This is a genomic window from Halorhabdus sp. CBA1104, assembly GCF_009690625.1.
Lineage (GTDB): Archaea > Halobacteriota > Halobacteria > Halobacteriales > Haloarculaceae > Halorhabdus.
Window position 1 is genome coordinate 1,897,954 of sequence record NZ_CP033878.1, and the last position, 11,941, is coordinate 1,909,894.

An 11,941-nucleotide genomic window follows, 5' to 3' on the forward strand; every position below is an offset into this window, starting at 1 on the left:
GTAGGCAATCGGCCGATCGGCCTATGAAAATATCGGTTACCGAGATAGCACTGACAATCGGCTTGCAACCGCCGTCACTCGAACGTCAGGTCGTCGCGAATCGCTCGCGTCCGTTCGAGCAGTGCTGTCGGCTCGCTATCGCTGTCTCCCACCGCTGTGACGTGGCCCATCTTTCGGCGCTGACGGACCTCGTTTTTCCCGTAGTAGTGCAGTGTGGTACCGCTGGCTTCCAGCACGCGATCGACGTTTCGGAGCGTCGCCGGCTGTTGGTTCTCGACGTCACCCAGGATGTTCGCCGTCACCGTCGGCGAGCGTCGATCGGTCGCGCCCAGGGCCACCCCGCGACGGCCCGGAGGTGCTGTTCGAACTGCGAGGTCAGACCGCCCTCGATCGTCCAGTGGCCGGAGTTGTGCGGCCGCGGGGCGATCTCGTTGAGCAGAATGTCACCGTCTGACCCTTCGAATAGCTCGATGCCGAAGACGCCACGGCCATCCAGCACGTCCAGTACGTCGAATGCGATCTCGCGTGCGCGTTCGCGGACCGCTGGCTCGGCCCGGGCCGGCGAGACCGTCTCCCGGAGGATCTCCGCGCGGTGGATCGTCTCCGTGACGGGGAAGGCATCTTCTTCGCCGTCGCCCTGGACAGCCATGACGGCGAGTTCGCGTTCGAAGTCGACAAAGCCCTCGATCATCGCCGCGCCAGCGGGGTCCTCGGGGGTGGCCCCCGGCCCAGCCCGGACGATCGTCTCGAAGGCACTCTCGGCGTCCTCCGGGGTCTCGATCGGGACGTTCCCGCGACCGTCGTAGCCTCCTTTTCGGGCCTTCAGCATGGCAGGATAGCCCAGTTCGTCGAGCGCCTCGTGCAGTTCGGCCAGGGAATCGACGCCGCGAAACGGGGGAACCGGGACGCCCGCGTCTTCGAGGCGGCGCTTCTGGACGAGCTTGTCCTCGATCGTCCGAAGCGTGTCGGGATGGGGGTGAACGGGCGTGCCCGTCTGCTCGCTTACTGATTCCAGGAGGTCCGGGTCGGCGAGTTCGATCTCGTAGGTGAGATACGCAGCCCGCTCGGCGAGTTCCCGGAGGGCGTCGCGATCGTCGAAATCGGCGACGAGTTGGTCGCGAGTAACCGGCGCGGCCGGCGGGTCCGGTGTCGGATCGACAACGAGCAGCTCCATCCCCAGCGGCGCGGCGGCTTCCCCCAGCATCCGACCGAGTTGCCCGCCGCCGACGACGCCGACGGTCGGGCCGGGCGCTGTCACGTTCATGTGCGGGGAGATTCAGCGATGACGGTTAAGCGTTTCAGAACCGGCCGAGATGGGGCCACTCTCAGTCGGCCACCCAGTCCTCGTGTATCCAGAACGTCCGCATCCGGTCGCCACCCTGGCGTATCGCGGCCTCGGAAGCGACGTACTCTGCCTCAAGGATGTCCGTCGGCACCGTTCTGTCCTCACCGGCCGTCAGGACGATCGGTGGTGGGTCGTCGCCGATCTGATTTCGAAGTGTTTCGGCATCGCGGACACACTCGACGGCCGCGTCGCTCCGGGAGAGGTACCACGGCAGTGGCAACATCGGATTGTACCACTTGACACACAGGGGCCGGGTATCCAGTGACGGCGTCTGGCCGGCCGGTCGCGTCACTGACTCGCCGTAGACGATGACATCCGTTCCGTCGTGCTCGCCTGCGATCCGATCCAGGTCCTCGACCGGCCCGCGGAGGGCGTTTTCGGGCTGAGCGTACTGGACGAGTTTGTTCCCGTCTCCTTGGACGAGTCCGCTGTCGCCCCCTGCACTGTTCGTGTAGACGACGCCCGTACTGACAGCCAGCATCTGCACGACGAGGAGGCCGATTACCACGCCAGCGATGGCAGCGCCGATCGAGTCCTCGTGGGCGAGCGCGATCGAGCCACGGCGATAGATCGCTGCCAGTGCGACACCAGCCGGAATCGACAGCGGGACGAGGACGTGGATCAACAACCACGCCCCGAAGATGTCAGTACCGACAGGATAGCCGAGCAAGGAAGCAAAGCCCGCGTAGCCGGTGAAGATCACCAGTGTGCGAGAGGTGCCACGCCCGTACCGTTCGAGGAGCGTCCCGACCACCGCCAGGGCAGTGAGAGGGAGGGCAGCGACGAGCAGGACTTCGAGGAATTGACCCAGGACGCAGGGGTAGCCAGTAATCGAATCGACACCGGCCAGCCCGGCGAGATCGATCCCAGCCACGCCCGTCGTCGAGCAACTGGGCGCGCCACTGTGGCCAAACCAGTACGCCAGCCCATCCGCGATATGATCGACGGTTGTCCCAACGAGTGCGGGGAGTTTCGTCGGATCGAAAACCGCCGCCCAGAGGCCAACGCCACCCTCACCGCGGGGATATTCCAGGCCGGCCATTCCGGCCCCTCGCGGGGCGTAGATGAACAAGACGGTCAATCCACCGACCAGGGCTGCACCGACGAGATGGGCGAGGGACGTCCCTGCCTGGCGAAGGGTGTTCCGGCCCTGGCTGGCGAGTCGCTGGGCGTGGGTCGCCAGCAGGGCGACCCCGCTGTCGTAGTCGTCGGGCTTGTAGAGCATGTGTTCGACGAGCAGGGCAGCCGCGCCGAACCAGGTCAACAGATAGACGACGGCGTTCTCTTTCGAGCCGAAGCCGAGCGCGACGAACACTGCCGCGCCGTATAGATATCGGGGCCGTCGCGTGTCGACAAAGCGGACGAGCAGGCCCAGCGCCACGAACATGAACGTCGCGACCAGCAGATCGCTGCGCATGAACCGCGAGTAATAGAGGAGAACCGGATTGAGTGCCAAGAGTCCGGCTGTCGCGACGAGTTCGGACCGTCGGAGGTGCTTTCGAAACAGCCAGACCGATGCCGGCAGGAGAGCAGCACCGACCAGAGCAACCGGGAGGCGAATCGTCGCGTCGCTCGGCCCCAGGACCGGAATCAGCCACCGGGTGGCGTGCTGGAGGACCGGCCCGTGGATGATATACCGGTACGCGAAATCACCAGTCTCGGCGAAGTGCAGTGCCCAGTAGGCCACCCGTCCCTCGTCGTAATGGGCGACGCGGACACCGAGGGCGAACAGGCGCAGTATCAAAGCGACGGCGACGATGGCGACCAGCGCGACCACGAGCGGCTTGTACTCGCCCAGCGTGGATCGATAGGACTCGCGCAATCGCCCGATAGCCGCTGTCGTCGTCTCACGAGCGGAGTGGCCCTCACGTTCGTCGTCGGTCACGATGGAGTCTCCAGAGTGCGGGTACTTTGCGGTTTCCGTTCGCGACGGTGGTTACTGTCCCGCGTTCCACCACTCTTTGTGGACGTAGAAGGTCGCTTCCGAGCCGTGGGTGCGGAGTTCGTACGTCAGCGCGTAGTAGTCGGCTTCGAATGCCGATTCAGGGACCGTATTGTCGTTCTCACGGACGATGACGACCGGTACCGGGTCCTCGCCGTCGATGCTGTCCTGGAGCGTACTTTCGTTTGCTGCACACTCGGTCTCGGCGTCGTAAGCCGCCAGATACCAGTTGAGCGGGATCGTGTTGCCCCACACCGTACAGACAGGCCGGAAGTCCTTGTGGGCGGTAGAAGCGTTTTCCGTGACGAACGATCCGCCGTCGTCTATCGAGCCATCGTAGACCAGGACGTCAGTTCCGTCGTGTACTGGAGAGATGTGTTGGATCTGTTCGAGGGCCGGCCGGAGGTCGTCACCGGGCTGGCCGTATTGGACGAGCGGATTGTCCCCCGATCGGGCGTTAGCCCCGTACGCGCCAGCGACGGCCGTCGAGACGACCAGTACGGCAACGAAGCCGATGACGACCGTCGAGAGGCCGAATTCGATCTGGTCGTCGTGACGGATGGCGTCGATCGCCCACCGGCCGAATAGGCCAAGTCCCACCGCAGCGGGAATGGCGAGGGGAACGAGCGTGTGAGTCATACCCCACTTCCAGCCACTCCCGATCGAGAACGTCAGCGGGTAGCCCAGCCAGGAGGCTACGCCAGCGTAGGTCATGAACAACACCAGCGTCCGGCTCCGGGCGGCAGCGTACCGTTCCCGCACGAATCCGATCGCCGCGAGGACCAATAGCGGGAACGACTTCGCGAACAGCCCCTCCGTCATCGCCCCGAGCCGTTCGAGATAGGGGACCGTGTTGCTCGTGCCACTGACTTCTGGTGGCCCGGGGAGGTCGAGGACGACCCCGTCGAGGCCACCGAACTGGAAGTACTCGGCTTCCGGATAGACGACGTACGTGAACGTATCGACGACGAGTTCGGGGAGTTTCAAGGGCGCAGCCACCGCGTCCCACAGGCCGAGGGTCGCACTGGCGTCGCTGGGCGGGTAGAGCATTCCGGCCATCCCGCCGCCCCGAGGCGCGAACATGAACACGAACAGCGCGACGAACAGTACGGCCACGCCCAGGCTGTGGCCTCCATAATACAGCAGCCAGCCCAGCAGGCTTCGACTCCCGTCGAACAGTCGATCGCGGACCCCTGCGAGTTTCGACCTGACGAGCGCGCCCGCACTCCGATACGCCCGGGGGCGGTAGAAAGCCGCGTCGAGACAGAGTGCGCCGGCTCCCAGCCAAGTGATTACGTACAGGGGTGCGTTCTCCTTCGAGGCGATGCCGAAGACGAGCAACGCCGTCGCGCCGTAGACGTATCGAGGCTTGCGGGTGTCGTAGAAGCGAACGAGTAGACCAAAGGCAGTGAACATGAACGCCGCGACCAGCAGATCGCTGCGCATGAACCGAGAGTAGTACAGCAAAACGGGGTTGGCCGCAAGCAACGCTGCCAGGGCGACCGTCTCGATATCGTCGAGATGTTCACGATATAGCAGTGCGGTAACGGGCAGGAGACCGCCGATCACCGCGACCGGCAGGCGGGCAACGAAGTCGTTCGCACCGAGGAGCCCGAAGAGGTACCGGCCGACGTGCTGGATAAAGGGGCCGTGGGTGTGGGAGTTGTACGCGAAGTGGCTCGTCTCTACGGCGTGATCGACCCAGTAGGCGACCCGGGCTTCGTCCCAGTGAGCGACACGCCAGCCGAGTTGAAAGAACCTGGCCAGCAGGCCAAGTGCCGCCACCGCGAGGACGGCGACGACGACTGGATGGGTCCGGACGTAAGCCCGGACCCGCTGGCCAGGCCCCGTCCCAGCGGCGGGATCGGTGGCCGCGAAACCGTCGGACATACTGACTTGCTGTGGGCCGGGGGGTTAGAATCCTTCTGGTATCCGAAACGGACGCCCCCAGTCTGGAAGCAAGTGACGTCTCTTAGGTCTGTTCGGGAGGGCACAGACCCGGAGCGAATAGGGTCGACGCGCGTGGCCTAGCTGTGGATGCCCATCGCCTCGATCTGCTCCTGGTAGCGGTTGCGGATCGTGACTTCGGTCACCTGGGCGACGTCGGCGACTTCGCGCTGGGTCTTCTTCTCGTTGCAGAGCAACGAGGCGGCGTAGATCGCGGCGGCAGCATAGCCCGTCGGGGATTTCCCCGAGAGCAGCCCCTTCTCGGCGGTGGTCTCGATGATCTCGTTGGCTTTCGACTGGACTTCCTCTGAGAGATCGAGTTCCGAGCAGAAACGGGGGACGTACTTCTTGGGGTCGACGGGTTCCATCTCCAGGCCGAGTTCCTGAGAGATATACCGGTAGGTCCGGCCGATCTCCTTGCGTTCGACGCGGGAGACTTCGCTGATCTCCTCTAAACTCCGCGGGATGCCTTCCTTCCGGCAGGCGGCGTACAGTGCCGAGGTCGCGACACCCTCGATCGAGCGGCCGCGGATGAGGTCCTCGTCGAGTGCGCGACGGTAGATGACCGACGCGACCTCGCGTACCGAGCGCGGGACGCCCAGTGCCGAGGCCATGCGGTCGATCTCGCTCAGAGCGAACTGCAGGTTGCGTTCGCCCGCGTCCTTGGTCCGGATGCGTTCCTGCCACTTGCGCAGGCGATGCATCTGGGAGCGTTTCTTCGAAGAAATGGAGCGGCCGTAGGCGTCTTTGTCCTTCCAGTCGATGGTCGTCGTCAGCCCCTTATCGTGCATCGTCTGGGTCGTCGGCGCGCCCACCCGGGATTTCTCCTGGCGCTCCTCGTGGTTGAACGCCCGCCACTCCGGTCCTGGATCGATGTTCTCCTCCTCGACGACGAGGCCACAGTCGTCACAGATGATCTCGCCCCTGTCTGCGTCCTTGACGAGATTGTCAGAATCGCACTCCGGACATTCTCTCACCCCCTCTCGTTCGTCGGATTCGGTCTCGGATTCACGCTCGCGCTCCCGCTGGCGGGTGGACCGTGTCATCGCACTTTTATAGTAGCAGTGTCTCCCGACTTAAATCCTTGGAATTAGTTTATTCCTGTTGTCACATCAACCAGCGAGGGAGTCCACTCGAACGGCCTGGAGAACGAGTCTCCCGGCCAGTAGCGGGGCTTTGCCGGTTACCGTCGCCGGGTAGGAGTTGCCGTGCGTCTAGTGGCCGTTGGACGTCGATTCGGCTCAGTGCTGTGATTGGGCTGGCTCGAAACGCAGGCGGCAACTGGCATGTTCGTGTCGTGCAGCCAGAGCACTGGGCGGTCGGTGGATCGGAACGCCCTAACACGATGGCGGCCTATCGTCTTTCGATGCCGGTTATCGAGTGTGACGAGGCGGCTGCTCGACAGCGACTGGAAGCCGCTGGGGTCGACATCGAGGCAGGGAACACGGATCACGAGCGCTGGCGGGCGAGTCAGGCTGGTGCGACGGCGATCGCCTACGACGGGAAGGTCGTCGTGCAGGGCAGTGACGCCGAGCGGCTCACTGCCGTGTTACGAGAGGAGGGTGGACGTGCACACGTCTACGTCGACGGAGCCTCACGGGGTAATCCCGGCCCGGCGGCGATCGGCTGGGTGATCGTAACTGGTGAGGGGGCATCGTCACCGAAGGGGGCAAGCGAATCGGGCGCGCGACGAACAATTACGCCGAGTATGCAGCATTGGTCCACGTACTGGAGATCGCCGAGGAGTACGGCTTCGAGAGCGTCGAGATCCGGAGCGATTCGGAGCTGGCCGTGCGCCAGATTCGTGGCGAGTGGGACACGAACGATCCGGACCTGCGCGAACAGCGGGTCCGGGTCCGGGAGCTGTTGACGGGCTTCTCGGCGTGGTCGATCGAACACGTCCCCCGCGAGATCAACGAACGGGCCGACCGACTGGCAAACGAGGCCTTCGAGGATGACTGACGACGAGCCGGCGCCGGCCGGCGAAGACAGTGAGCTCCCGCCGGACGTACTCGAGGAAGCGGTCCGGCTGACGCGGCTGGCCCGACGGACGGACGGTGAGCGCGCCGAGACCCACCGCCAGCGCCGTGACGCCATGCTGGCCACTCACGGATACGAGGCCCGCCTCCGTGCGGACGACGACGGCGACGTCCTGGTCTGCTATCCGGCCGAGTGGCTCCGGGATGGTGAGGTCGTCTTCGACCGCATCGAGGACCGATCGCGCGGGGTCGAGCGGCCACTCGCCGGCGAGGACGACTGGGATGTCGTCGAAGCGGCAAACCGGGAGATTGTCGCCCGCGTTGGCGAACATCACGGTCCCGTACACGAAGCCAACGTCCGGGCGTTCGCGGATTTCCTCGGGAACCACCACGTCTGTCGGATCGCTGTGGCGACGTCGGCCCAGGTTCGGGAGTTTCGCGAGGAGTACTATCCGCGCAACGTCTGGCCCGACGACGAACAGCGAGCCGTCTTAGAGCAGTCGCTCCGGATCGCCTTCGACGTCGCTGGGGTCGAACACCCCCCAGTGTGAAAACTTATCGAACGTCTTCGAGGAGCGCTTCGAGGTCGTCGGCTCGATCTTCGGTCTGGACGATCTTCGAGAACTCCCAGGAGAGCTGTTCGAGCAGGACGTCGTAGCCCTTCTCGGTCAGCGAGTACTCGTTGGTTCGCTTGTCGAGTTCACTTTTCTCGACTAACTCCATCTCGACGAGGTCGTCGAGATTGGGGTACAGCCGCCCGTGATTGACGTCAGAACTGTAGTACGTTTCTAGTTCGCGTTTGACAGCGAGTCCGTAGCGTGCCTCCTCGGCGAGGATAGCCAGGATGTTCTGCTGGAATGCGGTCAGTTCTCGGGCAATACTCGGTGCTTCCGTCTCAGCCTGCGCCTCTGACATGGTAGGATATATGTCATCACGCCATTTAACCTTTGTTAACTGTAACGATCATCTGCGTAACTCCCGGAGCCGATTTTCGCAAGACGGAAAAGCGATTGATGGCCGATCGATCACCCTCCGTAGCAGACAGTGGACCGGATGCCGGGCAACTCGAAAGGCATTTTTGGTGGCCTGCCGCAGACGGAGATGATGGTGAACCTCTTCGAAGACCTCGAAACGGGACCGAATCCGCCCGAAGAGATCTACGCGGTCGTCGAGTGCCTCAAGGGCGAGCGCAACAAGTACGAGTACGACAAGGACATCCCCGGCGTCGTCCTCGATCGGGTCCTGCACAGCAACGTCCACTACCCCTCTGATTACGGGTTTATCCCACAGTCGTACTACGACGACGGCGATCCGTTCGACGTACTCGTTCTCGTCGAAGACCAGACGTTCCCGAGTTGTGTCATCGAGGCCCGTCCGGTCGCGCTGATGAAGATGGACGACGACGGCGAGGCCGACGACAAGGTCATCGCCGTCCCCACCGAGGACCCCCGCTACGATCACATCGAGGACCTCGACGACATCCCACAGCAGACCCTCGACGAGATCGACGAGTTCTTCGCGACGTACAAGAACTTAGAGGAAGGCAAAGAGGTCGAGACGCTGGGCTGGGAGGACAAACAAGCGGCGATGGACGCGATCGAACACGCCCAGGACCTCTACGAAGAAGAGTTCGCGTAAACGGACGGTCATCGCCGGAACAACTCTTTTGCGGGAAGTCCCCGACTGGCTGGTATGGACGACCAGCGGGACCTCACTGCCCGCGTTCGGGACGGGTACGATCGCATCGCTGCCGAGTACGACGAGCAACGCTCGACCGACGACACTGACGTGTCCCTCGTCGAACGGTTTCGGGACGCTCTCGGGGCGAACGCAGCTGTCCTCGACGCTGGGTGTGGTACGGGGACACCGGTCACTGCGTTGTTGGCCGAAGAGTGTACAGTGACCGGCCTCGATCTTTCTCGCGAACAACTGTCGTTGGCGACCGATCGTCTTCCGGCCCACTCGTTCGTCGAGGGAGAGATGACGCGATTACCCTTCGCTGAGGACAGCTTCGACGGACTCACCTCGTTCTACGCGGTCATCCACGTGCCCCGGGAACGCCACGAAGACGCCTTCTCGGAGTTCCATCGCGTCTGTCGGCCCGGAGCGCCCGTGCTCTGTACGGTCGGTGATACCGATTGGGCGGGCCACAACGAGGACTGGATGGGGATGGGCGGACCGATGTATTGGGACATCCCCGGACTGGACCGAACCCGGAAGCTGCTCGACGACGCCGGATTCAGCGTCGAGGGCGTCGATCGCGTCATGGATGACGTCGCCGACGAACCGGCGAAGAAACCGTTCGTCTGGGCGCGTGCCTGACACCGAGTACGAACGCCTTCGCGTCGCCAGTCGGGATCGGCCGGCTGATGTGTCCCGGTTATCACCGCCCGTTGCGGCCATGCAGTATAATTATGGGTAATTATTTGAGTGTGTCAGCCCTACGTTTGTTCGTGATGGCCACCGAACGCCCCGCTGTCGGGATCGACCACCCGACCGTCGTGCCAGAGAATTTCCGCCACGAAGACTCCGTAGAAGCGCCAACGAGCGCCTCGACAGACGGAGACTGATCGCTGCCCGTTTTGCCGGTGTCGGTGTGGCCCGTCAGGGACGGCCGCGAAAAGAACCTTCTTGTGTCAGTCACCAGTACCGCCGAGTATGGGACTGTTCGATCGGATTCGCGGCGACGACGAGCCCCGGGTCGCCTTCTTCGGCATCGATGGCGTCCCGTACAGCCTGATCGCCGACAACGAGGATCGCTTCGAGAACCTCACTGCTATCGCCCAGGAGGGGGCTGGCGGCGCCATCGACAGCATCGTGCCCCCCGAGTCCAGCGCCTGTTGGCCATCGTTGACGACGGGCGTCAACCCGGGTCAGACGGGTGTCTACGGCTTTCAGGACCGAGAGGTCGGGTCGGCGGAGACGTACGTCCCGATGGGGAACGACGTCCAGGCGACCCGCCTGTGGGACCGCGTGCAGTCGGCCGGCCGGGACGCGACGGTGATGAACGTCCCCGTCACGTTCCCGCCCCAGCGTGACGTCCAGCGAATGGTCTCCGGGTTCCTCTCGCCCGGCGTCGAAAAGGCGGCTTATCCCGACGAAATCCGCGAGACGCTCCAGGATAGCGACTATCGGATCGACGTCAACGCCAAGCTCGGCCACAACGACGACAAGACGGAGTTCATCGAGGATGCCCACGAGACACTCGAGAAGCGCTTCGAGGCCTTCGAGCAGTACGTCCACGGCGACGACTGGGACCTCTTTTTCGGGGTCTTCATGACCACCGACCGCGTCAACCACTTCCTGTTCGAAGACTACGAAGAAGACGGCCAGTACAAGGAAGAATTCCTGGAGTTCTACGAGAAAGTCGACGACTACCTGGGTCAGCTCCGCGAGTTGCTGGCCGACGACGTGACGATGGTCGTTGCCTCCGATCACGGCTTTACCACCCTCGATCACGAGGTTCACTGCAACGAGTGGCTCCGGGAAGAAGGCTGGCTGAGCTACGACGCCGACGAGCCCGAAGAACTGGGCGATCTCGACGAGTCGACGAAAGCCTACTCGTTGATTCCCGGCCGCTTCTACGTCAACCTAGAAGACCGCGAGGCGAACGGTAGCGTTCCGGAAGACGACTACGAGAGTGTCAGAGCCGACCTCAAAGCGAAGCTCGAAGCCTGGGAAGGGCCGGACGGCCGCCCCGTGGCCGATCGTGTCGTCACCAAAGAGCAAGCGTTCCGTGGCGAACACGACGATATCGCCCCCGATCTGGTCGTCATCCCCAACCACGGCTTCGATCTGAAAGCCGGGTTCAAGGGCGATTCAGACGTCTTCGGTGTCGGGCCACGCAACGGTATGCACAGCTTCGATAACGCCTGCCTGTTCGTCGACGACGATGACGCCCGGATCAGCGACGTCGATCTGTACGACATCGCGCCGACGCTCCTCTCGTTGCTGGACGTCGAGTACGATCGGGCTGCATTCGACGGCTCGAGCCTGGTCTGACGGGGCGATCGACCGCCCGACTCACCTGCGGGCGCGTGCCACAGATTTTTGCGCTGAGGTCGCGTATCAGCGGGCGAATGGAGCTGGATCTCGACGGGGACTTGGCTGGTGACCTCACAGCCGAGGCGACCGAGCGTGGCTTCGACAGCCCCGAGGCCTATGCCCGGTGGCTACTCGAACACCGAGAGGCCGTACTTCGTCCGCCCGGCGAGCAACTCGCGTCCCGTATCGACGCCCTGGAAAGCGAAATCGAACGGCTCCGGGGCGCGATCGAGGCTACCGGCTCGCTCGAGGACGTATCGATCGAGGCCGAAGAGTGGATCGACGAGTCTCGCGACCAAACGGCGTGGGACGACGACACGGAGACGGCTGAAGCCGGCGGTTTCGAGTTTGCCGGCGACACAGAGACGGAGAGTGATGGGCCGGACACACCGGCGGAATCGTCGCCTCCCAGCGAGACCGAAGCCGGATCCGCGACGAGTCTCGACTCCCAAGACGAGCAGCCCACGCCCGACACTCTCGAAGACACGGGCGTCAGCGAGTTCGCCTATTCGGACGATCTCGAACCGCCATCGGAGAGTGGCGACGAGCCAGCTGAAGCCGACGACGCGGGCGAGAAGCCGGAAGGCGGCGCCGACGACGACGAGATCGCCGACGCGATCGCCGATATCGATCTGGCCGAAGAAGACAAAGCGGCAGACGCCGACTCGAACGGCGAGTAAGCGA

General features: G+C 63.7%; 9 protein-coding genes and 2 pseudogenes. 6 read left to right on the forward strand and 5 right to left on the reverse strand.

The features are described 5' to 3' along the window. Positions 1-74: 74 nt before the first annotated feature. From Hrd1104_RS09635 to Hrd1104_RS09650, 4 genes and pseudogenes are all read right to left on the reverse strand, one after another. Positions 75-1,264 (reverse strand): annotated as a pseudogene (locus Hrd1104_RS09635) (5-(carboxyamino)imidazole ribonucleotide synthase). Between the two features lie 61 nt (positions 1,265-1,325). After that, a complete protein-coding gene (locus Hrd1104_RS09640) occupies positions 1,326-3,230 on the reverse strand; it encodes a flippase activity-associated protein Agl23 (protein WP_195837575.1) in 1,905 nt (634 codons plus the stop codon). Positions 3,231-3,281: 51 nt separating this feature from the next. Beyond that, a complete protein-coding gene (locus Hrd1104_RS09645) occupies positions 3,282-5,177 on the reverse strand; it encodes a flippase activity-associated protein Agl23 (RefSeq protein WP_154552563.1) in 1,896 nt (631 codons plus the stop codon). A gap of 137 nt (positions 5,178-5,314) precedes the next feature. Then, on the reverse strand, positions 5,315-6,280 hold the full coding sequence (locus Hrd1104_RS09650; RefSeq protein ID WP_154552564.1) for a transcription initiation factor IIB family protein: 966 nt from the start codon (positions 6,278-6,280) through the stop codon (positions 5,315-5,317). 320 nt (positions 6,281-6,600) lie between these two features. On the opposite strand from Hrd1104_RS09650, the pseudogene rnhA reads away from it, so the two are divergent. Both rnhA and Hrd1104_RS09660 read left to right on the forward strand, forming a co-directional pair. Beyond that, positions 6,601-7,196, forward strand: a pseudogene (rnhA, locus tag Hrd1104_RS09655) (ribonuclease HI). Further along, positions 7,189-7,764 carry a rnhA operon protein gene (locus tag Hrd1104_RS09660; protein ID WP_154552565.1) on the forward strand — a complete coding sequence of 192 codons (576 nt, stop codon included), beginning with the start codon at positions 7,189-7,191 and terminating at the stop codon, positions 7,762-7,764. Before rnhA ends, Hrd1104_RS09660 begins: the two are co-directional and overlap by 8 nt. A 4-nt stretch (positions 7,765-7,768) precedes the next feature. On the opposite strand, the gene Hrd1104_RS09665 is transcribed toward Hrd1104_RS09660, so the two are convergent. After that, complete coding sequence (locus Hrd1104_RS09665; protein ID WP_154552566.1) at positions 7,769-8,128, reverse strand: PadR family transcriptional regulator; 360 nt, start codon at positions 8,126-8,128, stop codon at positions 7,769-7,771. A 189-nt stretch (positions 8,129-8,317) separates the two neighbouring features. Between Hrd1104_RS09665 and Hrd1104_RS09670 the strand changes: the two genes are divergently transcribed. The 4 genes from Hrd1104_RS09670 to Hrd1104_RS09685 all read left to right on the forward strand — a co-directional run bounded on the left by Hrd1104_RS09670 (position 8,318) and on the right by Hrd1104_RS09685 (position 11,937). Next, the gene (locus Hrd1104_RS09670; RefSeq protein WP_154552567.1) at positions 8,318-8,851 is read left to right on the forward strand and encodes an inorganic diphosphatase; all 534 of its coding nucleotides are present in this window, start codon (positions 8,318-8,320) and stop codon (positions 8,849-8,851) included. A 54-nt stretch (positions 8,852-8,905) separates the two neighbouring features. Continuing rightward, complete coding sequence (locus Hrd1104_RS09675) at positions 8,906-9,535, forward strand: class I SAM-dependent methyltransferase (protein ID WP_154552568.1); 630 nt, start codon at positions 8,906-8,908, stop codon at positions 9,533-9,535. A gap of 336 nt (positions 9,536-9,871) precedes the next feature. Next, positions 9,872-11,215: an alkaline phosphatase family protein gene (locus Hrd1104_RS09680; RefSeq protein ID WP_154552569.1), complete on the forward strand. Its 1,344-nt coding sequence runs from the start codon at positions 9,872-9,874 to the stop codon at positions 11,213-11,215. A 77-nt stretch (positions 11,216-11,292) separates the two neighbouring features. Beyond that, entirely contained in the window at positions 11,293-11,937 is a 645-nt protein-coding gene (locus tag Hrd1104_RS09685) for a hypothetical protein (protein ID WP_154552570.1), read from the forward strand. The last annotated feature ends 4 nt before the right edge of the window (positions 11,938-11,941 follow it).

Excerpts from the sequence above, each read along its gene's own strand:
- Hrd1104_RS09645 (WP_154552563.1), bottom strand. The coding sequence starts at position 5,177 with ATGTCCGACGGTTTCGCGGCCACCGATCCCGCCGCTGGGACGGGGCCT.
- Hrd1104_RS09650 (WP_154552564.1), bottom strand. The coding sequence starts at position 6,280 with ATGACACGGTCCACCCGCCAGCGGGAGCGCGAGCGTGAATCCGAGACC.
- Hrd1104_RS09660 (WP_154552565.1), top strand. The coding sequence starts at position 7,189 with ATGACTGACGACGAGCCGGCGCCGGCCGGCGAAGACAGTGAGCTCCCG.
- Hrd1104_RS09665 (WP_154552566.1), bottom strand. The coding sequence starts at position 8,128 with ATGTCAGAGGCGCAGGCTGAGACGGAAGCACCGAGTATTGCCCGAGAA.
- Hrd1104_RS09670 (WP_154552567.1), top strand. The coding sequence starts at position 8,318 with ATGGTGAACCTCTTCGAAGACCTCGAAACGGGACCGAATCCGCCCGAA.
- Hrd1104_RS09675 (WP_154552568.1), top strand. The coding sequence starts at position 8,906 with ATGGACGACCAGCGGGACCTCACTGCCCGCGTTCGGGACGGGTACGAT.
- Hrd1104_RS09680 (WP_154552569.1), top strand. The coding sequence starts at position 9,872 with ATGGGACTGTTCGATCGGATTCGCGGCGACGACGAGCCCCGGGTCGCC.
- Hrd1104_RS09685 (WP_154552570.1), top strand. The coding sequence starts at position 11,293 with ATGGAGCTGGATCTCGACGGGGACTTGGCTGGTGACCTCACAGCCGAG.